The 23,729-nt window shown below is 54.4% G+C and carries 20 protein-coding genes, 2 tRNA genes and 1 rRNA gene; 9 read left to right on the top strand and 14 right to left on the bottom strand.

The annotated features are described in order from the left end of the window. Positions 1-502 precede the first annotated feature (502 nt). A complete protein-coding gene (gene mqo / locus ACXI0A_RS00500) occupies positions 503-2,113 on the top strand; it encodes a malate dehydrogenase (quinone) (RefSeq protein WP_476150715.1) in 1,611 nt (536 codons plus the stop codon). A 72-nt stretch (positions 2,114-2,185) separates the two neighbouring features. Here the strand turns inward: mqo and ACXI0A_RS00505 are convergent, their stop codons facing one another. Continuing rightward, positions 2,186-2,773 (bottom strand): LysE family translocator, encoded by a 588-nt coding sequence (locus ACXI0A_RS00505; RefSeq protein ID WP_224934268.1) that lies wholly within the window; start codon positions 2,771-2,773, stop codon positions 2,186-2,188. A 136-nt stretch (positions 2,774-2,909) separates the two neighbouring features. Here ACXI0A_RS00505 and ACXI0A_RS00510 point away from each other — a divergent pair, with 136 nt between their 5' ends. Further along, positions 2,910-4,400 carry an aminotransferase-like domain-containing protein gene (locus ACXI0A_RS00510; protein ID WP_034819992.1) on the top strand — a complete coding sequence of 497 codons (1,491 nt, stop codon included), beginning with the start codon at positions 2,910-2,912 and terminating at the stop codon, positions 4,398-4,400. Here the strand turns inward: ACXI0A_RS00510 and ACXI0A_RS00515 are convergent. Next, positions 4,367-4,990: a glutathione S-transferase family protein gene (locus ACXI0A_RS00515; RefSeq protein ID WP_224934267.1), complete on the bottom strand. Its 624-nt coding sequence runs from the start codon at positions 4,988-4,990 to the stop codon at positions 4,367-4,369. The genes ACXI0A_RS00510 and ACXI0A_RS00515 overlap by 34 nt on opposite strands. Positions 4,991-5,103: 113 nt before the next feature. Here ACXI0A_RS00515 and ACXI0A_RS00520 point away from each other — a divergent pair, with 113 nt between their 5' ends. Further along, positions 5,104-5,952 (top strand): PhzF family phenazine biosynthesis isomerase, encoded by an 849-nt coding sequence (locus tag ACXI0A_RS00520; RefSeq protein ID WP_476150714.1) that lies wholly within the window; start codon positions 5,104-5,106, stop codon positions 5,950-5,952. 179 nt (positions 5,953-6,131) lie between these two features. Here the strand turns inward: ACXI0A_RS00520 and ACXI0A_RS00525 are convergent, their stop codons facing one another. Then, on the bottom strand, positions 6,132-6,890 hold the full coding sequence (locus ACXI0A_RS00525) for an SDR family oxidoreductase (RefSeq protein ID WP_476150713.1): 759 nt from the start codon (positions 6,888-6,890) through the stop codon (positions 6,132-6,134). Positions 6,891-7,005: 115 nt separating this feature from the next. Between ACXI0A_RS00525 and ACXI0A_RS00530 the strand changes: the two genes are divergently transcribed. The 3 genes from ACXI0A_RS00530 to ACXI0A_RS00540 all read left to right on the top strand — a co-directional run bounded on the left by ACXI0A_RS00530 (position 7,006) and on the right by ACXI0A_RS00540 (position 10,576). Then, positions 7,006-7,905 (top strand): LysR family transcriptional regulator, encoded by a 900-nt coding sequence (locus ACXI0A_RS00530; protein ID WP_034820092.1) that lies wholly within the window; start codon positions 7,006-7,008, stop codon positions 7,903-7,905. 45 nt (positions 7,906-7,950) lie between these two features. Further along, positions 7,951-8,952, top strand: a complete 1,002-nt coding sequence (gene yhjD / locus ACXI0A_RS00535; RefSeq protein ID WP_476150712.1) for an inner membrane protein YhjD — start codon at positions 7,951-7,953, stop codon at positions 8,950-8,952. A gap of 289 nt (positions 8,953-9,241) precedes the next feature. Then, positions 9,242-10,576: an MFS transporter gene (locus tag ACXI0A_RS00540; RefSeq protein ID WP_224934263.1), complete on the top strand. Its 1,335-nt coding sequence runs from the start codon at positions 9,242-9,244 to the stop codon at positions 10,574-10,576. 263 nt (positions 10,577-10,839) lie between these two features. On the opposite strand, the gene ilvC is transcribed toward ACXI0A_RS00540, so the two are convergent. Continuing rightward, entirely contained in the window at positions 10,840-12,315 is a 1,476-nt protein-coding gene (gene ilvC / locus ACXI0A_RS00545) for a ketol-acid reductoisomerase (protein WP_100701946.1), read from the bottom strand. 161 nt (positions 12,316-12,476) lie between these two features. Here ilvC and ilvY point away from each other — a divergent pair, with 161 nt between their 5' ends. Further along, positions 12,477-13,358: an HTH-type transcriptional activator IlvY gene (gene ilvY / locus ACXI0A_RS00550; protein ID WP_160869936.1), complete on the top strand. Its 882-nt coding sequence runs from the start codon at positions 12,477-12,479 to the stop codon at positions 13,356-13,358. Here ilvY and ilvA read toward each other — a convergent pair whose 3' ends face one another. From ilvA to ilvL, 6 genes are all read right to left on the bottom strand, one after another. Continuing rightward, positions 13,359-14,906: a threonine ammonia-lyase, biosynthetic gene (gene ilvA / locus ACXI0A_RS00555; protein WP_224934262.1), complete on the bottom strand. Its 1,548-nt coding sequence runs from the start codon at positions 14,904-14,906 to the stop codon at positions 13,359-13,361. A 6-nt stretch (positions 14,907-14,912) separates the two neighbouring features. Beyond that, the gene (ilvD, locus tag ACXI0A_RS00560) at positions 14,913-16,763 is read right to left on the bottom strand and encodes a dihydroxy-acid dehydratase (RefSeq protein WP_224934261.1); all 1,851 of its coding nucleotides are present in this window, start codon (positions 16,761-16,763) and stop codon (positions 14,913-14,915) included. 61 nt (positions 16,764-16,824) lie between these two features. Then, a complete protein-coding gene (locus tag ACXI0A_RS00565) occupies positions 16,825-17,754 on the bottom strand; it encodes a branched-chain amino acid transaminase (RefSeq protein ID WP_084938265.1) in 930 nt (309 codons plus the stop codon). Positions 17,755-17,772: 18 nt separating this feature from the next. Next, entirely contained in the window at positions 17,773-18,030 is a 258-nt protein-coding gene (gene ilvM / locus ACXI0A_RS00570) for an acetolactate synthase 2 small subunit (RefSeq protein ID WP_224934259.1), read from the bottom strand. Continuing rightward, positions 18,027-19,673, bottom strand: coding sequence for an acetolactate synthase 2 catalytic subunit (ilvG, locus tag ACXI0A_RS00575; RefSeq protein WP_476150711.1), 1,647 nt, complete (start codon positions 19,671-19,673; stop codon positions 18,027-18,029). The genes ilvM and ilvG overlap by 4 nt, the downstream gene beginning before the upstream one ends. Positions 19,674-19,822: 149 nt before the next feature. Next, entirely contained in the window at positions 19,823-19,921 is a 99-nt protein-coding gene (ilvL, locus tag ACXI0A_RS00580; RefSeq protein WP_071531048.1) for an ilv operon leader peptide, read from the bottom strand. 327 nt (positions 19,922-20,248) lie between these two features. Here ilvL and ACXI0A_RS00585 point away from each other — a divergent pair, with 327 nt between their 5' ends. After that, a complete protein-coding gene (locus ACXI0A_RS00585) occupies positions 20,249-21,769 on the top strand; it encodes a YifB family Mg chelatase-like AAA ATPase (RefSeq protein WP_224934257.1) in 1,521 nt (506 codons plus the stop codon). A gap of 31 nt (positions 21,770-21,800) precedes the next feature. Here the strand turns inward: ACXI0A_RS00585 and ACXI0A_RS00590 are convergent, their stop codons facing one another. Next, on the bottom strand, positions 21,801-22,139 hold the full coding sequence (locus ACXI0A_RS00590) for a MaoP family protein (protein ID WP_007888811.1): 339 nt from the start codon (positions 22,137-22,139) through the stop codon (positions 21,801-21,803). Positions 22,140-22,260: 121 nt separating this feature from the next. Between ACXI0A_RS00590 and hdfR the strand changes: the two genes are divergently transcribed. Continuing rightward, complete coding sequence (gene hdfR / locus ACXI0A_RS00595; RefSeq protein ID WP_034820037.1) at positions 22,261-23,082, top strand: HTH-type transcriptional regulator HdfR; 822 nt, start codon at positions 22,261-22,263, stop codon at positions 23,080-23,082. A gap of 127 nt (positions 23,083-23,209) precedes the next feature. Here hdfR and ACXI0A_RS00600 read toward each other — a convergent pair. The 3 genes from ACXI0A_RS00600 to rrf form a co-directional block, all read right to left on the bottom strand. Further along, positions 23,210-23,285, bottom strand: a tRNA-Trp gene (locus ACXI0A_RS00600). A gap of 8 nt (positions 23,286-23,293) precedes the next feature. Next, positions 23,294-23,370 (bottom strand) — tRNA-Asp (locus ACXI0A_RS00605). Positions 23,371-23,472: 102 nt separating this feature from the next. Continuing rightward, a 5S ribosomal RNA gene (rrf, locus tag ACXI0A_RS00610) occupies positions 23,473-23,588 on the bottom strand. Positions 23,589-23,729 lie beyond the last annotated feature (141 nt).

Here is a 23,729-nt window from a genome sequence, read left to right on the forward strand (position 1 = left end):
CTGACCTCTGTCTGTCGCGGCGGAGAAATTAACACCCACAAAAATGTAACATTAGTTTTACACGATCTGGCGAAATATCACGCAACATAAAAACCGCATAAATAATCAATTCATCACAAACTCAATATTATCATGCAGTTAATATGTGACGCCGCTCACTCTCTGAACATTACCCTGCTCATTCCCCTCACAATATCGCAACAACTGCATTACCATAACTCTCTGATTAAGAGATAAAAATCCCTTATGACAGCGGGGTCGAACTGATTAATTCTTATGCTGAATCATTTCGGCCTTTAAAAAATAAACAAACGTTTAATTCCGATACGAGAATGTTATATTCAAATGCATATGCATAACGTGCAGTTAATCGTTATCGTCCCCTGACTTAAACCTGAGTCTTAACCTTTGAGAAATAGCGCGACGCGCTCGAAAGAAGCGTGGCTGTTTCGCCTGCGAACCTGTTGAACTTCAGGTCAACAGAGAGAGGAGATGTCGCCTCATGAGCACTACTGCGGTAAACCTGGCGCTCGCCGCCGCTGGTATGGATAGCGCAAACCTTCAGGAACGAAAGGATGTCGACGTACTGCTGATCGGCGCAGGCGTGATGAGTGCCACCTTAGGTGCATGGCTGCAGGATCTGGAGCCGGACTGGTCTATTGAGATGGTGGAACGCCTCGACGATGTCGCGGTGGAATCCTCCAATGGCTGGAATAATGCCGGGACCGGTCACGCTGCGTTGGCCGAGCTGAACTATACGCCGCAGAAGGCGGATGGCAGCATCGACATTACGAAAGCGGTAGCGATCAACGAATCGTTCCAGATCTCTCGTCAGTTCTGGGCGTACCACGTTCAGAAAGGCAACCTGCGCAATCCAAAAAGCTTTATCCACAGTACGCCGCACATGAGCTTCGTCTGGGGCGACGATAACGTTGAGTTCCTGCGCAAACGTTTCCAGGCGCTGCAAAAAAGCACCCTGTTCCGTGGCATGAACTATTCAGAAGATCGCGACCAGATCACCCAGTGGATTCCGCTGGTGATGAACGGCCGTGACAGCAAACAGAAAGTGGCCGCCACCTGGACCGAAATGGGTACCGACGTTAACTTCGGTGAAGTGACGCGTCAGCTGATTGCTTCTTTACAGAAGAAAACCAATTTCCGCCTGCGTCTGCGTCAGGAAGTGCGTGATATCAAACGCCTGAGCGATGGCCGCTGGCAGGTGACGCTGCACAATCTGGCCAGCGGTGAAAATCGCCTGCTGACCACGCGCCAGCTGTTTATCGGTGCGGGCGGTGCGGCGTTGCCACTGCTGCAAAAATCCGGCATTCCGGAAGTGAAAGGCTACGCCGGTTTCCCGGTGGGCGGCTCCTTCCTCGTGACCGAGAATCCAGAAGTGGTGCAGCAGCACATGGCGAAGGTGTACGGTAAAGCCAGCGTTGGCGCGCCGCCGATGTCGGTACCGCACGTCGATACTCGCGTGCTGGATGGCAAGCAGGTGCTGCTGTTTGGCCCGTTCGCCACCTTCTCGACCAAATTCCTGAAACAGGGTTCGCTGCTGGATATGTTCGGCGCGATGAACAGCAGTAACCTGTTGCCGATGATGCAGGTTGGCCTGAAGAGTTTTGATCTGGTGAAATACCTGGTCGATCAGGTGCTGCAGAGTGAAGATGATCGCATGGAGGCGCTGCGTGCCTATGTGCCACAGGCGAAGCAGGAAGACTGGCGTTTAGTCACTGCCGGCCAGCGTGTGCAGATCATCAAGAACGATGAAAAAGAGGGCGGCGTGCTGCGCTTGGGCACTGAAGTGGTCACCTCTGAAGACGGTACGATTTCTGCATTGCTCGGCGCTTCACCGGGTGCCTCAACGGCTGCGCCAATCATGCTGGAATTGATGGCGAAAGCCTTCCCAGAGCAGATGCGCTCACCGGAATGGCAAACCAAAATCCGCGCGGTAATCCCGACCTGGGGCCGTAAGATGAACGGTGATGTGGCGCTGACCGAGAAGATCCTGGCGGAAACCAGTCGCATACTGCAGCTCGACTACGCACCGATCGTTACGCCTGACGCGGCGAACGACGAAGCCCGCGAGACGGCGCACGTGGTGGGGAAGTAACCAGGCAATCCTGATTGCCCGTGAATAATGATGAGGCCGCGCAAGCGGCCTTTTTTATGGGTGCACTGCAATTCAGCTCAGCAGCACCGCGTCGTACAACATCCATCCCGTTGTGGCCACCAGCGACAGCGCCATCAGGCTGTTAAACGCCTGACGTTTCCACGCCACCTGCAGGTGACTGCGCAGACGATCGCCCAGGGCGGCCCAAATCAGGATGCAAGGCAAGTTCAGCGCGGCAAACCCCAGCAACACGGTGATGACTCCGTTGCTGTTGGCATACATCAAGGCAACGTTGGTGACCATCAGCCAGGCTTTCGGGTTGACCGCCTGGAAGCAGATGCCGCCCACCAGCGTCATTGGCCGCGGACGTTCACGCGCTTCTGGCGCACCGGCACGAAAGATTTTCCATGATAGCCACAGCAAGTAACTGCACCCCACCACCGTGAGCGGCAGGCGAATGGCGCCCATCCAATGCAGCAAGATGTCTAAGGCCACACTCGCCAGCAGCATCTGTATCGCGCAGCCGAGCAGAATGCCAAACAGCATTGGCAGCGTGCGCTTAAAGCCAAAATTAACGCCCGATGTCGCAAGCAGCAGATTGTTCGGGCCGGGGGTAATCGACATTACCGTGACGTAGCTGAAGAATGAAGGGTCGAGCATGATGCGCTTCCTGATGGTCCAAAGTTAACATCATGCTAATGCGTACACGCCAATGGAAACAGAGACACAAAACGACTATTGTGATGGATACAGTTGCCGTTAATTTAGATTGTACTCATCGCACGCGGAGGCTTTTGTGTCCCTTCCACTTTCATCCGGTCAAACGCTGTATCAGCAGCTGGCAGATAGCTTTGCCGAGTCGATTCATCAAGGCACGCTGAAGCCAGGGAAGCGGCTTCCCGCCATCCGCCGCGTGGCGCAATCGCACCAGGTTAGCGTCAATACGGTGCTTAATGCCTGGCAAATTCTCGAAGATCGCGGCTTAATCGAAGCGCGTCCGCAATCGGGCTATTACGTGCGCGGCGTGATGCCCGCCGTGACGCGTCCGGTTAAACCGCTGCCCGCGAAAATCAATGATCCGAGCACGCAGAAACTGGAGCTGATTGAGCAGGTGTTTGCAGCGCAGAACAATGCCGATTACACCAATATCTCTTTGGCCTGCCCACAGGATGGCACCTTTTATCCGGCAGCACGCCTGGGCCGAATTACCTCAGGCATTTTACGGCACAATCCCGATATCATTGGGCGCTATGCGCTTCCGCCGGGTAGTGAGCGCTTACGGGAGGAGATTGCACGTCGCAGTCTGCACACCGGCATCAATCTGACCGCGCAAGAGATCACCCTCACCCACGGCTGTATGGAAGCGCTGCAACTCGCGCTGCGGGCGGTGACGAAGCCTGGCGACTGCATTGGGCTGGAATCTCCCACCTACTTCTTCCTGTTCCCGCTGCTGGCGTCTCTGGGCCTGAAAGCGCTGGAGATTCCCACTGATCCACAGCAAGGGCTGTCGCTGGATGCGCTGGAGATGTTGTTGCAGGAGAAACGTATTCAGGCGCTGATCGCTATGCCCGGCGCGCAGAATCCGCTGGGCTATGTGATGCCCCTGGAAAATAAGAAGCGGCTGGCAAAGTTAGTGAATACTTACCACGTTCCAATGCTGGAAGATGGGCTGTATGACGAGCTGCAGTTCGACTGGCCGCTCTCGCCGCCGGTAAAGGCCTTTGATAGCGATGGCTGGGTGATTTACTGCACCAGCTTTACCAAAACCGTGGCGCCGGATTTCCGCGTGGGCTGGACCGCTGCCGGTCGCTTCCATCAGACCATCGCTCGTCTGAAAGCAGTCTCTTCTATGTCTGAATCGCGGCTGTTGTGTGAGACGCTCGCCGAATTTCTTGCCAGCGGTGGGTACGATCATCATCTGCGCTCGCTGCGCCGCCGCTATGCCGCCAATCTTGATGCGGCGCGCGGCATCATGGCGCGCCATTTTCCACAGGGAACACGCGCGACCCTTCCAAAAGGCGGCTTTGTGTTTTGGGTGGAGTTGCCGGGCAAGGTGGATACCGTAGAGATGTTCCATCGGTTATTGCAGGAGCAGATATGTGTCACACCAGGCGCGCTCTACACGCTGAGCGATCGCTACAAGCACGCATTGCGTCTCTCTTGCTGTTACCCGTTTGATGAACGTTACACGTGGGCATTAAAACGCACCGGCGCGCTGGCCTGTGAAATCACAGGGCTGGCGCCGGGACAGGATCAGGGTTTGCCGTTGCGGCCCCAGGTGGTGTAACCCTCACGCTCGGTCAGGCGTTCGTAATAGAGTTGCACGGCGGGAAATTCAGGGTGCTCAAGTGGGGTTTCAAACCAGCGGTTAACGGCGAGACCGACCGGGATGTCTGCCAGCGAGAAATTACGTCCTGCGACATAGCGCCCGGTTTTTTGCAGATGCTGGTCGAGAATGTTCATGGTGTGCGTCCAGCCTTTAACCGCGGCGGCCAGTAAACGCGGATCCTGATGAGCTGGCGAGTTACGCACCAGTGACATAAACGCATAGCGCCATGAGGTGTTGAGCTCGGTGGCTTGCCAGTCCATCCACTGATCCACCGGTGCACGCGCACGTGGGTTTTCGGGATAGAGCCAGTCACCGCCGTTGCTGTTGGCAAGGTAGCGCAGAATCGCGTTGGATTCCCACATCACGAAGTCATCTTCGATGATCACCGGCACCATGGCATTGGGGTTCAGCGCCATAAACTCCGCCGAGTGCAGCGATTGTGGGTCTTCACCCCAGGGTTCGAGCTCATAGGCGATATCCAGTTCTGAGCATAGCCACAGAACTTTGCGCACGTTGATTGAAGAAGTACGACCAAGAACTTTTAACATAGCGGACTCCGATTCCAGAATTCTTAACCTATTCATAGTCCTGTTGGCTGCTATTAGCAATCAGTAGGGTGTAAATCCGGATTTCATAGTGCCTCAACAAACAAGGAGTGAAAATGAAAGTCGCGTTTAAGCAGGTGGATGTTTTTACCTCATCAGCGTTTAAAGGTAATCCGCTGGCAGTGATCATGGATGCACAGGGATTAAGTGACGCCCAGCTGGCCGCCATCGCCCGTTGGACCAATTTATCGGAAACCACCTTTGTCCTGCCGCCACAAGATGCCGCAGCCGATTACCGCGTGCGCATTTTCACTACCGAAGGGGAACTGCCGTTTGCCGGTCATCCAACACTGGGTACGGCTCATGCCTTGCTGGAAGCGGGATGGACCGTAAAAACGCCCGGCAAGATCGTGCAGGAGTGCGGCGTTGGCCTGGTGGATGTGCGCATCAGCGAGGATGGCTCGCTGGCCTTTGCGGCACCCAACGTGACGTTAACGCCATTTGATGATGCGTTGATGAGCAGCGCACTGAACAGCGAGGCCTTTGACGTCAGCCAGACGCCGACCATTGTCGATATGGGTATTCGCTGGCTGCTGATTCCGATGAGCAGCGCGCAGGCAGTACTGGATGTGCAGGCCAGCGCAGCGGATTTGTTGCGTTTGCAAAAGCACGCCGATGTGAATGGCACCGCGATTTTTGGCCCGCTGCCCGAGGATTGCGGCGAACAGTACGAAGTGCGCGCGCTGCTGGTTGAGAACGGCAGCCTGACCGAAGATCCGGTGACGGGCAGCGCCAACGCCTGTCTGGCCCGCTACTTTGCGGCGCAGGGGAAAACCGAGGATTATCGCGCACGTCAGGGCAGCGCCATTCAGCGTGAAGGACGGATTCAGGTGAGTTTTAGTGGTGAGACCATCTGGATTGGCGGCCAAACGGTGACCGTGATTGATGGGACGATCCAGTTGTAGCTGATCTATGCGCGTGCTTGATAGGACGATCCAGTTGTAGCTAACCTGTGCGCGTACTGGACCAGGTCAGCATAAATGCTGACCCTACAAAGTTTGTCACGCTATGCAGTCATCCGCACAGAGCCCCATCATCATTTGTAGGGTGCGCATTCATGCGCACCTGAAAAAAATCAAATCAATTACAGCGCCTGCCCACCTGAAGCTTCAATACGCTGCGCGGTGATCCAGCCGGTTTCTTCACTCAGGATGGCGCTGATGGCGTCACCGATATCATCTGGTTGGCCAACGCGACCCAGGGAGGTCACCGAAGCAATGTGATCGTTGAGATCTTTGGTGTCGCGCACACGCCCACCGCCAAAATCAGTTTCGATCGCACCCGGTGCCAGAATATTGACGCGAATACGACGCTCGCCCAGCTCTTTGGCCTGATAACGCGTCAGCACTTCCATCGCCCCTTTCACCGAAGCATAGGTGCCAGAGCCCGGCAGCGTCATGCGCGTTAATCCGCTGGAGACGTTTAGAATGCGGCCACCATCGATAATCAGTGGCAGCAGCTTCTGCGTCAGGAAGTAAGGCCCTTTAAAGTGCACATTGATCAGCGCATCAAATTCTTCTTCCGTGGTTTCTGCAAACAACTTGTAATGACCGTGACCGGCGTTGTTCACTAAATAATCAAAGTTGTCGCGCTGCCAGGTTTTTTGCAGTGTCTCTTTCACCAGCGCCACGAAGCTGTCGAAGGTGCTGCTGTCGCCCACATCCAGCTGCAGCGCCACCGCACGTGCGCCCAGGGCCTCAATCTCTTTCACCACAGCCTGTGCTTCATCCGCATGACCACGATAGGTAAAAAGGATATCCACGCCTTTAGCCGCCAATTTCAGCGCACCATTCTTGCCCAAACCGCGGTTACCGCCGGTAATCAATGCAATTTTATGACTCATGTTTTGCTCCAGATGGAAAATTGAACACGGGATAAGGATATTCGCTATAAATTGATCTATAAACGCAGAGGAATACGCAGCACTGTTTCACTAACAACAACAATCGGTGAACAACATGGATAAAATTCACGCAATGCAGGTTTTTGTGCGGGTGGCAGAAATGGGCAGTTTTACCCGTGCGGCTGAAAGTCTTGGACTACCGAAAGGCAGCGTATCGCGCCAGCTACAGGCGCTGGAAAATCAAATGGGCACACGTCTGCTGCATCGCACCACGCGACGTGTCCATCTCACCCAGGATGGGCTGGTGTATTACGATCGCTGTCTCGATCTGCTGTCGATGCTCGATGATATGGACAGCCTGTTCCAGCACGATCCCGGCACGCTAAGCGGCAAACTGCGTGTCGATATGTCGGTCGCCATGGCCACCGGATTTATCCTGCCGCGTTTACCGGAATTCCTGCAGCACTATCCCGGCATCGAAATTGAGCTTAGCAGCAGCGATCGCCAGGTGGATGTGATTCGTGAAGGCTTTGACTGCGTAATTCGCGTTGGCGAGCTGAAAGATTCGGGTCTGATTGCGCGAAAAATCGGATCACATGCCTTGATTAACTGCGCCAGTCCCGACTACCTTTCCCGCTTCGGCATGCCGGTGCGGCTGGAAGACCTCGCACAACATGCGATGGTGCATTACACCCAGCAGTTGGGGCAGCCCTCTTTGGGTTTTGAATATTTTGATGGTAAGCAGTGTCATTACGTTCAGACCGGCGGCGTGGTGACGGTGAACAGCACTGAAACCTATCGTGCCGCCTGCATTGCCGGGCTGGGCATTATCCAGGTGCCGGCGATTGGCGTGCAGCCATTACTGGAATCGGGGCAGTTAGTGGAAGTGCTGCATCATTTCCCGGCCAAGCCGATGCCGATTTCGTTGCTTTATCCGCATCGCCGCAATGTGGCACGCCGTGTGCGGGTGTTTATGGAGTGGTTAAGCCAGGTACTACAGGAGTATGTCACCTGACGAGCTATAATTTTAATTTCGCAGTGAACAGGATGCTTATCGTCTATGACAGACAAACCTAATAAAGAACCCGCGGCTGAAAAGAAACCGCTGATTGATATTAAGACCGGCAATAAAACCGTGGATGGCTCGATCCAGAACGTGTCGCGCTTTGCGGCCTGGTTCCAGGCCATCCCGGCGGTGGCGCATTTTATGCGGGCGCTGGATCGGTTTAACGATCGCCTCGGCAGCCAGTTTGGTGCGGCGATCACTTACTTCTCTTTCCTCTCTCTGATACCGATTTTGATGGTCTCCTTTGCGGCAGTCGGTTTTGTGCTGGCGTCGAATCAGGATTTACTCACCGAGTTGATCAACAAAATCGTCAACAGTATCAGTGACCCGACGCTGGCCACCACGCTGAAGAACACCGTGAACACCGCAATTCAGCAGCGTGCAACGGTCGGATTAACCGGGTTACTGCTGGCGCTCTACTCCGGGATCAACTGGATGGGCAATCTGCGCGAGGCGGTGCGTGCGCAGTCGCGCGATGTGTGGGAGCGTACACCGGACGACCAGGAGAAGTTGTGGAAGAAATACGCGCGTGATTTGCTGTCGCTGCTGGGCCTGATGCTGGCGCTGGTGATTACGCTGTCGCTGACCTCCATTGCCGGTGCCGCCCAGAATGCCATCGTCAACGCGTTAGGATTGGAAGATATTGAGTGGCTGCGCCCGGCGATGACCATCATTGCGCTGTCGATCTCCATCTTTGCTAACTATCTGTTGTTCCTGTGGATTTTCTGGATTCTGCCGCGCCACAAGCCGCGTAAGAAGGCGTTGTTCCGCGGTACGCTGCTGGCGGCGATTGGCTTTGAAGTAATTAAGTTTGTGATGACATTGACGTTACCGAAGCTGGCGACCTCACCGTCAGGCGCAGCCTTTGGTTCAGTGCTGGGATTGATGGCATTCTTCTACTTCTTTGCCCGTCTGACGCTGTTCTGCGCCGCGTGGATTGCAACGGCAAAATACAAAGACGATGTGGAGATGCCGCAGCCGCACCAGAGCAAATAACATCGCAAAAATGTTACATTTGCCGCAACAGCTAAAAATGTTTCCTGCTGGCTACTATTTCAGCAAAAACCAGCAGGAAACGCTAAAGGGTCACTTTAATTTGGCCCTTTTGCAGAGATTCCCGCCAAAAAAGTGACACTTCCCGTTCCCATCACCCGCCGATTGCCGCAACTCAGAGATTATCCACTTTTTCGCCGAAAATGCCTGTTCTGACGCGGGTTTTCGCCATTGAATGCCGCAAAACAGGTGCGTAAGATTCTCTGTCTACATTTACAATTAAGAAACAGTCATGCAAGCCTCCATCACAGAAACACTCGACAAAAAACACGACGACACGCCCGTAAATTCACGCGGAAAAGTGGTCGTGGCATCGCTTGTCGGCACCGCGATCGAATTCTTCGATTTCTATATTTATGCCACTGCGGCCGTAATCATCTTCCCGCATATCTTCTTTCCGCAAGGTGACCCGACGGTTGCCACGCTACAGTCGCTCGCGACCTTCGCTATCGCCTTCGTTGCGCGCCCGATTGGTTCTGCGCTGTTCGGTCACTTTGGCGACCGCGTAGGCCGTAAAGCCACACTGGTGGCCTCACTGCTGACCATGGGTGTTTCCACCGTATTGATCGGCCTGCTGCCGAGCTATCAAACCATTGGCGTTGCTGCTCCGCTGCTGCTGGCGCTGGCTCGTTTTGGTCAGGGTCTCGGCTTGGGCGGCGAATGGGGCGGTGCCGCTCTGTTGGCCACTGAAAATGCGCCAGCGAAAAAACGTGCGCTTTATGGTTCATTCCCGCAGCTTGGCGCACCGATTGGCTTCTTCTTCGCCAACGGCACCTTCCTGCTGCTCTCCTGGCTGCTGACCGATGAGCAGTTCATGAACTGGGGCTGGCGCGTGCCGTTTATCCTTTCTGCAGTACTGGTACTGATTGGCCTGTATGTGCGCGTTTCGCTGCATGAGAGCCCGGTATTTGCCAAAGTGCAGAAAGAGAATAAGCAGGTCAAAATGCCTATCGGCACACTGCTGAGCAAGCATATGACCGCCACTATTCTTGGCACCTTCATCATGCTGGCCACTTACACGCTGTTCTACATCATGACCGTGTACTCCATGAGCTACGGCACGGCACCTGCGCCAGCGGGCCTGGGTTATTCGCGTAACAGCTTCCTGTGGATGCTGATGGTGGCGGTGATTGGTTTTGGTGTGATGGTGCCGATTGCGGGCCTGTTGGCGGATCGTTATGGCCGTCGTCGCACCATGATCACCATTACCTTGATGATCATCGCTTTCGCGCTGATGTTCCCGGTGCTGCTGGGTTCAGGCTCACAGATTCTGGTGATGGGCTTCCTGTTGCTGGGTCTGAGCATTATGGGCCTGACGTTTGGTCCGATGGGCGCGCTGCTGCCAGAGCTGTTCCCAACCGAAGTGCGTTATACCGGCGCATCCTTCTCTTACAATCTGTCGTCGATTTTGGGTGCGTCTGTTGCGCCTTATATTGCCACCTGGCTGAATGCTCACTACGGTTTGCAGGCGGTCGGTTTCTATCTGGCTTCAATGGCGGTACTGACACTGATTGCGTTGATTGCCTGTAAAGAGACGCGTGATCAGACACTGTACGACGCAGTTTGATGGTTACGGATTGATGTGATGAACCCGGCTCAGGCCGGGTTTTTTATTGGGTGAGAGTTGAGATACGGGCGAATGACGTGAGGGCACCGCGTTAGCGGCGCGAGGACGCCAGACCCTAAGCGGTCCCGGGCTGCGTTAGCGCCATGGCATTACAGCTTAGTCGCGTGTTTTAGTTACTGGGGGCGGGAAGCTATTTGTTCAGGCATAAAAAAACCCCGGCAAGCCGGGGTTTTTCTTGTGCTGAAAACGGTGTTGCGTGTGGCTTAGCCAGCAACCGCGATACGTTTCATGTCGGTCATGTAGCCACGCAGTTTGCGGCCAACGGCTTCGATTGGGTGCTGACGAACGGCTTCGTTAACATCACGCAGCTGCGCGTTATCAACCTGAGTGCCTTCAATCGCTTTGCCCAGATCGCCCGGCTGCAGGGTGGTCATGAACTCTTTCAGCAGTGGAACTGCGGCGAAGGAGAACAGGTAGTTACCGTATTCTGCGGTATCGGAGATCACCACGTTCATTTCATACAGACGCTTACGCGCGATGGTGTTGGCGATCAACGGCAGCTCATGCAGAGATTCGTAATAAGCAGATTCTTCGATGATGCCTGCATCGATCATGGTTTCAAAGGCCAGCTCAACGCCCGCTTTCACCATCGCAACCATCACAACGCCTTTATCGTAGTATTCCTGCTCTTCGATTTTACCGTCGAACTGTGGTGCGTTTTCAAATGCGGTAGCACCGGTCTCTTCACGCCAGGTCAGCAGGTTTTTGTCGTCGTTCGCCCAGTCAGCCATCATACCGGAAGAGAATTCACCCGAGATGATGTCATCCATGTGCTTCTGGAACAGCGGAGCCATGATGGTTTTCAGCTGCTCAGACAACGCGTAAGCACGAACTTTCGCCGGGTTAGACAGGCGATCCATCATCAGAGTGATGCCGCCGAACTTCAGTGATTCGGTGATGGTTTCCCAGCCGAACTGAATCAGTTTTTCGGTGTAAGCCACATCGTGACCTTCAGCCACCAGCTTATCGAAGCACAGCAGAGAACCGGCCTGCAGCATACCGCACAGGATAGTCTGCTCGCCCATCAGGTCAGATTTCACTTCGGCAACGAAGGAAGATTCCAGTACGCCCGCACGGTCACCACCGGTGGCTGCAGCCCATGCCTTGGCAATCGCCAGGCCTTCGCCTTTTGGATCGTTTTCCGGGTGAACCGCGATCAGCGTTGGCACACCGAAACCACGCTTGTACTCTTCACGCACTTCAGTACCTGGGCACTTCGGCGCAACCATCACCACGGTGATGTCTTTACGGATGGTTTCACCAGATTCAACGATGTTGAAACCGTGTGAGTAGCCCAGCGCCGCGCCATCTTTCATCAGAGGCTGTACCGCTTTAACCACCGCTGAGTGCTGCTTGTCTGGCGTCAGGTTAACCACCAAATCTGCCTGCGGGATCAGCTCTTCGTAAGTGCCCACTTTGAAACCGTTATCGGTCGCTTTACGGAAAGAAGCACGCTTCTCAGCAATCGCTTCAGCACGCAGTGCATAAGCAATATCCAGACCGGAGTCACGCATGTTCAGGCCCTGGTTCAGACCCTGTGCGCCACAGCCAACAATAACGACTTTCTTACCTTTCAGGAAGCTTGCGCCGTCTGCGAACTCTTCGCGTGACATGAAACGACATTTGCCCAGCTGCGCTAACTGGTTGCGCAAGTTCAATGTGTTGAAGTAGTTAGACATGGGTACTCCGGTTAGATGTTGTGTTTGCTTTTGTTCGGTAACGACACCGTGTTCAGTGCCGCGAATGACCCCATCATATGACAGGAAATCCATTGCTTAAATTGATATATTAGCAAGGTTACATTGCAGAATTTGCAACAACCCGTTGAGGTGAAATACGCATGGATTTACGAGACCTGAAACTCTTTCTTCATCTGGCCGAAAGCTGCCACTTTGGTCGCACCGCGCGTGCTATGCACGTCAGCCCTTCCACGCTATCTCGCCAGATTCAGCGTCTTGAAGAGGATGTCGGTCACGCGCTGTTCCTGCGTGATAACCGCACCGTGACCCTCACTGAAGCGGGCGAGCGCCTCAAGCAATTTGCTCAGCAAACCTTGTTGCAATATCAACAGTTGCGCCACGTGATGGATCTGAACGGCCCATCACTGAGCGGCGAGCTGCGTCTGTTCTGCTCGGTGACCGCCGCTTACAGCCATCTGCCACCGATTCTCGATCGCTTCCGTGCAGAGCATCCACAGGTTGAAATCAAACTCACCACCGGTGACGCCGCCGACGCGATTGAGATGGTGCAGTCGGGTGAAGCGGATTTAGCGATTGCCGGTCGTCCTGAATCGCTGCCTGCCAGCATAGATTTTACGCCATTAGGCATCATTCCGCTGGTGCTGATCGCCCCGGCGCTGCCTTGCCCGGTGCGAGGCCAGGCGACGCAGGACAATCCTGACTGGTCACAGATTCCGTTTATCGTGCCGGAACAAGGGCCTGCACGACGTGGTATTGATTTGTGGTTCCGCCGCCATCGCATTCCCAATCCGCAAATTTACGCTACGGTTTCCGGGCATGAGGCGATTGTGTCGATGGTGGCGCTGGGATGTGGCATTGCGCTGCTGCCGGATGTGGTGCTGGAGAACAGCCCGGAGCCGGTGCGTAATCGCGTGCTGACACTAGAGAATGTCGAGTCGGTCGCGCCGCTGGAACTCGGCGTGTGCGTACAAAAAAAGCGGCTCGGGGAGCCGCTTATCAGTGCTTTCTGGAACCTGCTTTAATTACTGCCCGGCGAGGAAGAAGCGGAACGCCGGGTTATTCGCTTCATCGTGCCATTCGTAGCCCAACGCCGTGAGATGGGTTTCGAAATCCGGCTCTTGATCGTTGGCTTCGAAGGCTGCCAGCACGCGACCAAAATCGGTGCCGTGGCTGCGATAGTGGAACAGCGAGATATTCCAGTGCGCACCCAGCGTCTGCAGGAATTTCAGCAGCGCGCCCGGTGCTTCCGGGAATTCAAAGCTGAACAAACGCTCGCGCAGCGGCTTCGATGGTCGACCGCCCACCATGTAGCGCACGTGCAGTTTCGCCATCTCATCATCTGACAGATCCACCACCTGATAGCCGCCTTCGCTGAGCTGGCTGATGATCTCACTGCGCTCTTCCAGACCACGCGTTAAGCGCACGCCGACAAAGATGCAGGCGTTGTCAGCATCCGCATAACGATAGTTGAACTCAGTGATGGAACGACCACCCAGCGTCTGACAGAAACGCAGGAAACTGCCCTGCTGTTCTGGAATCGTTACCGCCAGCAACGCCTCGCGCTGTTCACCAATTTCACACCGTTCTGACACATAGCGCAGACCGTGGAAGTTGACGTTGGCGCCCGACAAGACGTGCGCGAGGCGCTCACCTTTGATGTCGTGCTGCTGGATGTACTTCTTCATCCCTGCCAGCGCCAGCGCGCCAGAAGGCTCCGCCACCGCACGCACATCTTCAAACAGGTCTTTCACTGCCGCGCAGATGGCATCGCTATCCACGGTGATGATGTCGTCGAGGTACTCTTTGCACAGACGGAAGGTTTCGCTGCCGATGCGCTTCACCGCCACACCTTCAGCAAACAAACCGACACGTGCCAGATCCACCGGCTCGCCAGCATCCAGTGCCGCTTTCAGGCAGGCCGAATCTTCCGACTCCACTGCGATCACTTTGATCTGCGGCATCAGCTGTTTGATCAGCACCGCCACGCCCGCTGCCAGCCCGCCACCACCGACCGGCACAAACACGCGATCGAGATGCGCATCCTGCTGCAGCAGTTCCATCGCCAGCGTGCCCTGCCCAGCAATCACTGCCGGGTGGTCAAACGGGTGTACAAAGGTGTAACCCTGCTGCTCGGACAGTTCAATCGCTTTGGCTTTCGCCTCGTCGAAGTTAGCACCAAACAGATAAACCTCACCGCCAAATGCGCGCACTGCATCAACCTTGATGTCTGCCGTGGCCAGCGGCATCACAATCAGTGATTTGATGCCAAGCGTGCTGGCCGAAAGCGCCACACCCTGCGCGTGGTTACCGGCCGAAGCCGTAATCACGCCGCGTGCTTTTTGCTCTTCAGTCAGCCCGGCAATCATCGCGTACGCCCCGCGCAGCTTAAAGCTGTGCACCGGTTGGCGATCCTCACGCTTCACCAGAATGGTGTTGCCGAGACGCGATGAAATTTTTTCCATTTTCTGCAGCGGTGTCACCTGAGCAATTTCGTACACAGGCGAACGCAACACTGCGCGCAAATACTCCGCGCCGTTGGGCGACGCGGGTAGCGGTTGAGACTCAGCCATCAGTTGTTAGCCTCCCAGCTTGGACTTATCGCGCACCGCGCCTTTGTCAGCGCTGGTCGCGAGTGATGCATAGGCACGCAACGCGAAGGAGACGGCACGTTCGCGGTTGTGTGGCGTATAAGCCGCTTCGCCACGCGCCTGCTCTTTTTCACGACGAGCATGGATTTCGTTGTCTGGCAGATCCAGATGGATACGACGGTTCGGGATATCCAGTTCGATCATGTCGCCATCCTGGATCAGCGCGATGGTGCCGCCGCTGCCCGCTTCTGGCGAGATGTGACCGACAGAGAGGCCGGAAGATCCACCGGAGAAACGACCATCAGTGATCAGTGCGCAGGCTTTACCCAGACCCATCGATTTCAGATAAGTGGTTGGATAGAGCATTTCCTGCATGCCCGGACCACCTTTCGGGCCTTCGTAGCGGATCACCACGCAATCGCCGGCAACAACTTTGCCACCGAGGATCGCGGCAACCGCATCATCCTGGCTCTCGTAGACTTTCGCGGGACCTTTGAAGGTCAGCAGCTCAGCGTCCACACTGGCGGTTTTCACGATACAGCCATCTTCAGAGATGTTGCCGTACAGTACAGCCAGACCACCATCCTGCGAGAAAGCGTGTTCGCGGGTGCGGATACAACCTTCTACACGGTCATCATCCAGCGTGTCCCAGCGGCAATCTTGTGAGAATGCCTGGGTGGTACGAATACCGGCTGGGCCTGCACGGAACATCTTCTTCACCGCTTCGTCTTTGGTCAGCATGATGTCGTACTGATCCAGTGTTTCACGCATCGTCTGCTGCAGAACGTTGCGGGTGGAGGTGTCTATCAATCCGGCACGATCCAGCTCGCCCAGAATCGCGATAACACCACCTGCACGGTGCACGTCTTCCATATGATATTTCGGCGTACTCGGTGCCACTTTGCACAGGTGCGGCACTTTGCGTGACAGGCGATCGATATCCGACATGTTGAATTCGATCTCGCCTTCCTGCGCCGCCGCCAGCAAGTGCAGAACGGTGTTGGTGGAACCGCCCATGGCGATATCCAGCGTCATCGCATTCTCGAACGCCGCTTTGGTCGCGATGTTACGCGGCAGCATGTTGACGTCATCCTGCTCGTAGTAGCGTTTGGTCAGGCTAACAATGCGCTTACCGGCATTGAGGAACAGCTCTTTACGATCGGCGTGAGTCGCCAGCAGTGAACCGTTGCCCGGCTGTGCCAGACCCAGCGCTTCGGCCAGACAGTTCATGGAGTTGGCGGTGAACATCCCTGAGCAAGAACCGCAGGTTGGACAGGCAGAACGTTCAATTTTATCGCTGTCTTCATCGCTGACGTTCGGGTTGGCACCCTGAATCATTGCATCAACCAGATCCAGCTTGATGATTTTGTCGGACAGCTTGGTCTTACCGGCTTCCATTGGGCCGCCGGAGACAAAGATCACCGGGATATTGAGGCGCAGTGCTGCCATCAACATGCCGGGGGTGATTTTGTCGCAGTTGGAGATACACACCATGGCATCCGCGCAGTGTGCGTTGACCATGTACTCCACGGAATCAGCGATCAGCTCGCGCGAAGGCAGTGAATACAGCATGCCGCCATGACCCATGGCGATACCGTCATCCACCGCGATGGTGTTGAACTCTTTAGCAACCCCACCGACAGCTTCGATTTGCTCAGCCACCAGCTTGCCCATATCGCGCAGGTGCACGTGGCCCGGTACGAACTGGGTGAATGAGTTAACTACGGCGATAATCGGCTTGCCGAAATCGTCATCGGTCATCCCTGTGGCGCGCCACAGGGCGCGGGCACCCGCCATATTACGGCCATGGGTGGTAGTGGCAGAACGGTACTTAGGCATGCTCTATTTACTCCAGTCTGAAATATGACGCGGGCGCAGCTGCACCCGCGTAACTGTCTTGTTATGGATTAACTTGATCCAACCAGCCGTACTTGTCTTCGGTTTCACCTGTGAACAGGCCGAAGAATGCGCTCTGAATTTTGGTGGTGACTGGACCACGTTTACCTGCACCCACCTGGATACCATCAACGCTGCGTACCGGGGTGATTTCTGCTGCCGTACCGGACATGAACACTTCGTCAGCCAGATACAGGGATTCACGCGACAGGGTTTGCTCACGCACTTCGATACCCAGGTCGATCGCCAGCTTGATGATGGCGTCACGGGTGATGCCTGGCAGGGCTGAAGAAGTGAATGGCGGCGTGAACAGAATGCCATCTTTCACTTCGAACAAGTTTTCGCCAGCACCTTCTGAAATATAGCCGTTGGTGTCGAGAGCGATACCTTCCTGATAACCGTGGCGGCGTGCTTCGCTACCCACCAGCAGAGAAGAAAGGTAGTTACCACCGGCTTTGGCGGCGGTTGGCAGGGTATTCGGTGCGACACGGTTCCATGAAGACACCATCGCATCGATACCATTTTCCAGTGCTTCAGCACCCAGGTAAGCACCCCATGGGAAAGCAGCGATGATCACGTCGGTGGTGTAGCCATCTGGCGGGTTCACACCCAGACCCACATCGCCCACGAAGGCCAGCGGACGGATGTAAGCGCTTTTCAGTTTGTTCACGCGAATCACTTCGCGGCACGCATCCATCAGCTCATCAACGCTGGCGGCGATTGGGAAACGATAAATTTTGGCGGAGTCGTGCAGACGCTGCATGTGTTCACGGTGACGGAACACCACTGGGCCTTTGTGTGAGTCGTAGCAACGTACGCCTTCAAACACGGAAGTACCGTAATGCAGTGCGTGGGACATGACGCTAACCTTGGCGTCTTCCCACTTAACCATCTCCCCGTTGAACCAAATAAAGTCTGCTTTCTTCGTACTCATTGCTATTTCCTTTGGCGACTAAGCGCGGATTTGTTGTGATGTCTGTTGCTGGATCTCGACACAGGCGACATCCAAAAGTTTGCTTAACTGCGAAGACAGTAAATCGACCGAGCGCTGGCTGGCAACGGTCATCTCAATGTTAATGTTCTCGGCGTTGGTCGCAGATGCCATGTTCATCGCGCACACCTGGAAGCCACGGTGACGGACAACACGCAAAATGCGCTCCAATATTTCAGGGCGGAAGCGGGCTTCGATAGACAATTGATGCTGGTTCATGCGGTTTTCTCCATCATGTTTGCGTTGCTGGCACCCGGCGGTACCAATGGCCAGACGTTCTCATGCTCATCAATCGAAACATGCAGGAAGTAAGGACCTTCACTGTTCAGCAGAGCATCTATCGCGGCGTCGACCTGATCTTTACGGGTAATACGCTGGCCTGGTATTTCAAACGCGCTGGCCAGCGTGAGGAAATCGGGGTTATCGGTGAGGATGGTTTCACTGTAGCGGCCATCAAAGAAGAGCTGCTGCCACTGACGCACCATGCCTAAACGTTGGTTATCCAGCAGCAGGATTTTCACCGGCAGCTTACCGCGCTTGATGGTGCCCAACTCCTGGATGTTCATCATGATCGAACCATCGCCTGACACGCAGATCACGGTGTCTTGCGGGCGGGCAACCTGCGCGCCAATGGCAGCCGGCAAACCGAAGCCCATGGTGCCCAAGCCGCTGGAGGTGATGAAGTTCTCTGGCTGAGTGAAGCTCATGTGCTGTGCAGCCCACATCTGGTGCTGGCCTACATCGGTGGTCACCACGGCGCTGTCTGCTTTGCGGTCGGAGAGCTGCTTCAGCAGCAGCGGCGCGTAAATCGCCTCGCCTGGATGATCGTAACGCCAATCAAACTCGGCTTTCATCGCTTTGACTTCAGTGCGCCAGCCCTCAATCTGCATGGGCATGCTCAACGCGGGCAGCACTTGATTGAGATCGCCCTGCAGTGAAACATGGGCTCGACGCAGTTTGTTCAGCTCGGCCGGATCGATATCAATATGAATAACGTTCGCGTGCGGGGCGAAGGTGTCTAATTTGCCGGTGACGCGGTCGTCAAAGCGCGCACCCACTGCAATCAGTAAATCACAGGATTGCACGGCCAGGTTGGCGGCTTTGGTGCCGTGCATGCCTAGCATACCCAGGTAGACATCGCTGCTGGCATCGGCGCTGCCCAAACCTTTCAGCGTGGCAACCATCGGAATACCAGTTTCTTCTGCCATGGCACGTAATGCAGGCACCGCTTGCGCCATGCCAACTCCGCCGCCGATATACAGCATCGGCTTGTGCGACTGCGCCATCAATGCGCGGGCTTCCGCAATATGCTCCGGCGAGTGGCTGATCGCTTCTTCAACCGGCAACAAATGTGGCGTTAAATCGGCACTGGCAATTTGGATGTCTTTCGGGATATCAACCAGCACCGGGCCGGGACGACCAGACTGGGCGATGGCAAACGCTTCGGCCATCACGGAAGGTAAATCTTCGAGGGATTCAACCAGGAAGCTGTGCTTAGTGCAGGCTAACGACAGGCCGAGAACGTCGATTTCCTGGAAGGCGTCAGTGCCGATAAAGGCAGATGAAACCTGACCAGTAATCGCGACAACCGGGATGGAATCCATAAAGGCATCCGCTAACCCGGTGATCAGGTTAGTGGCGCCGGGACCGGAAGTGGCGATACATACGCCGGTTTTACCGGTGGCACGGGCATAACCGATTGCCGCCATCACTGCACCTTGCTCATGACGACACAGTAGGTGTTCCACGCCGCCATCGTAGAGCGCATCGTACACTGGCATGATTGCGCCGCCAGGATAGCCAAACACTGTGTCGACACTCTGCGCGCGTAAAGCCTGAACTACCCACTGTGCACCTGTCATCGTTATTCTCCTGTATTCCTGGGGGAACAACAGAATTTTATGCTACTGCTCATAATCTGTTCCTCGCTGATTCGCTGATATTTAGCCAGGTCGAAAAAAAACCCCCGGACCTTTCGGTGCGGGGGTTTTTGGAATTCCGGGCTTGATTTTTAAGCCTTTCTTTCTCCAAGCGATGCCCCGCACGGTGGGATAATAATCACCACCACGCTAATCACGACTAGGCTAATCACTTGTAGAAGGGCTTTCATGTGTTGTCTGTTTTTTCGATTGTTCGAAGTAATACCTACAGAGTTACCATAGTTATCCACGTATTGACAATTATTTTCATAATGTTTTTTTATGACGCAAGCAATCGGCGTGGGTTATCGCGTTGTAAGTTAAAGGTTATTTTTAGTTGTGAAAATTTTTCATTACGTACGCGGCGTAATCGCCCTGTTAATTTTGCGATATTGCCCTCAATTGCAGTGAACATCCTGTAAAAACCGCTGATTCGCTGGAATCAGGCACAGATATTTTTTAATCGCATTCGTATTCTGAATTTGCCCCCCGCATGATGAAGACAACAAGGAGTCGTTATGTCTTTATCAAAGGTTTTAACACGCGCGGCGCTCGGTGTGCAGGCGCCATTGGTGACAGTAGAAGTTCATATTAGTAAGGGCTTGCCCGCTTTAACGCTGGTTGGCCTGCCTGAAACCACGGTGAAGGAGGCCCGGGAACGGGTGCGCAGTGCCATTATCAATAGTGGGTTTACCTTCCCGGCGAAACGCGTCACCATCAATTTGGCCCCTGCTGACCTGCCAAAAGAGGGAGGCCGCTACGACCTTCCCATCGCCATTGCGATTCTCGCGGCCTCAGAGCAGCTTCCTGACGCGAAACTGGCGCACTATGAGTTCCTGGGGGAGTTAGCACTTAACGGCGCGCTCTGTGGCGTTCAGGCCTCTATTCCTGCAGCGATGGCTGCCTTGCAGGCCGGCAGACAGATGGTGTTAGCTGAAGAGAATCAACAGGATGTAGGATTGATTCAACAAGGTGAGACCCTTGTCGGTAAACATTTGCTCGAGATTTGCGCCTTTCTCCACAATCAATCACCTCTCACCGTTGCGCATTATCAACCTGAGCCGCTGCAGCAGGAAAAGCAGGATCTCTCTGAGATTATTGGGCAGGAACAAGGAAGACGTGCACTGGAGATCACCGCCGCTGGCGGACATAACCTGTTACTGCTCGGACCGCCCGGCACGGGCAAAACCATGCTGGCGACTCGCCTGCCTGGCATTATGCCTCCATTAGACGACCAGGAAGCGCTGGAGTGCGCAGCGATTAATAGCCTGGTCAGCAGCCGAAATCTCCATCATCAGTGGCGCAGAAGGCCATTCAGAGCACCTCATCACAGTGCGTCGCTCTATGCATTAGTTGGGGGTGGAGCACTCCCGCGGCCTGGTGAGATATCACTGGCGCATAATGGCGTCCTGTTTCTGGATGAACTCCCGGAGTTTGACCGCAAAGTACTGGATGCATTACGAGAGCCCATTGAATCCGGAGAGATCGCGATTTCCCGTACACGCGCCAAAGTCACTTATCCTGCCCGCTTTCAGTTAATTGGCGCCATGAACCCTAGCCCTACGGGGCATTATCAAGGCAGTCACAACCGATGCACACCGCAACAGGTGCTGCGCTATTTGAGCCGGCTCTCAGGCCCGTTTCTTGATCGCTTTGATTTGTCATTGGAAATCCCGCTGCTACCCAGTGGAACCTTAAGCCATAAACAGGAAGCCAGTGAGAGTAGCGAGAGCGTACTTAAGCGCGTCCTTGCCGCGCGTCAGCGGCAGATCCAGCGATCTGGCAAAGTAAACGCTCATTTATCCAATCTGGAGATTGCCCAGTGCTGTGAGTTGAAGCAGGAGGATGCTGTATGGCTGGAAGCGGTATTGAACTCTTTGGGTCTTTCCGTGCGCGCGTGGCAACGTATCTTGAAAGTGGCCAGGACAATTGCCGATTTGGCGGAGGAACAGAGGATTTCGCGACAGCATTTGCAGGAGGCGGTGGGGTATCGCAGCATTGACCGATTGCTAATCTATCTGCATAAAAATCTTGAATAAAAAAACGGGGCTTTAGAAGCCCCGCTATTTTTTAATCATCGCTGTCGCTAAAGTCTTCCACAGTGTCCATCTGCGGCTTACCGCCAGACAATGTGTGGAAACGCTTAGGACGCTTAATACGTGCGGTGTATTTCGACCAGACACGTTCTGCTTCCGTTTGCGGCTCACGCAGACCACGACATACTTCTAAAAACGAACGCTCTTCTTCTGTCGTGGGTTCACGCTTGGCGAGGTCCAGTTCATTGAAGGCATAACCGTGGCGTTCCAGAAGCTGAGCTTCTTTAATGGTGAAGTCACCATGACGTGAAAAACCACGAGGGTAATGTTTGTTATCAAAGAAACGATTTGTTGTTGCGAAGCTATCCGCCATTTTACACGCTCCCGACTCTCTTATGGCCGTGCTATTTATGGCGCGGAGTATTAGATAGGCTTGACAGAGTGTAAAACAAAACATTTAAATCAGTACGACAAACAAATTTTGGGAGAATGCTGTGGATACGGAATTACTGAAAACTTTCCTCGAAGTGAGCAGAACACGCCATTTCGGGCGTGCTGCTGAAGCGCTTTACCTCACGCAATCTGCCGTTAGTTTTCGCATTCGCCAGCTGGAAAATCAGCTGGGCGTTAACCTTTTTACTCGCCATCGTAATAATATTCGTCTGACTTCTGCGGGTGAGCGTTTATTACCCTATGCAGAGAGTTTGATGAGTACCTGGCTGATGGCTAAAAAGGAAGTTTCGCATACACAACAGCATCATGAGCTATCGATAGGCGCGAGCGCATCGTTGTGGGAAGCTTATCTAACCCCTTGGTTAAAAACGCTTTATGAGAATCGTGAAAGCCTTCACCTTGAAGCACGTATCGCACAACGGCATTTGTTGGTAAAGCAGTTACATGAGCGTCAGTTGGATCTTTTGATCACCACCGAAGCGCCAAAAATGGATGAATTAACCAGCCAACAGATTGGTCATATTTCACTCGCACTCTTCCGTGCACGTAAGACCGAGAAGCGTGAAAAATATGATTACATTAAACTGGAATGGGGTGCGGATTTTCATCAACACGAAAGTTATTTGTCCAGTGATGACGTGCCAGTATTGACCACAACTTCAGCGCATGTGACGCGTGAATTACTCCACACTACCGGTGCTTGTGCGTTTTTACCCGATTCATGGCACAGCATTTATAGTGATTTGATGGTTATTCCAGATACACCCGTTGCCGTTCGGCCACTCTATGCGGTGTGGCTGCAGAATAGCGATCAACAAGCACATATTCGTCAGCTGCTTAAATTTCCAGTGTTGACGCAATAAAGCAGAAAATTGAGAGGGGTTTGAGTGTCGCGCAGTGAAACTCAAACCCTTTTCACTGACGAATTTATGAGGTAAATGCCAAATTTTGGACAAAAAAAATCCTTTGCCGAAGCAAAGGATTGTTTTCTGGCAGGGGCGGAGGGACTCGAACCCCCAACACCCGGTTTTGGAGACCGGTGCTCTACCAATTGAACTACGCCCCTAAATAGGGTGGCGGAACGGACGGGGCTCGAACCCGCGACCCCCTGCGTGACAGGCAGGTATTCTAACCAACTGAACTACCGCTCCACCGATACTGTACCAAAATCAGAAAATCGTTCTGAATTCGGGTGTTTCGCCCTTTCAGCGTCACTTGAAAGGTCACGACTCACGAATGAGTCTTAAATTGATGCCTGGCAGTTCCCTACTCTCGCATGGGGAGACCCCACACTACCATCGGCGCTACGGCGTTTCACTTCTGAGTTCGGCATGGGGTCAGGTGGGACCACCGCGCTAAAGCCGCCAGGCAAATCTTGGTGCACGAAACGAATCTTTTACGCCGTGGCTGCGTTGCTCTCCCTCGCGCTGTTCGGTCACATACTTCAGTATGCTCCCTCTCATCGTCTCGGTCGGCGCCTTGCCCCTGCGCAAAATCTTTCGTTTCCGCT

The sequence above is a fragment of the Pantoea sp. C1E2 genome (assembly GCF_056491465.1).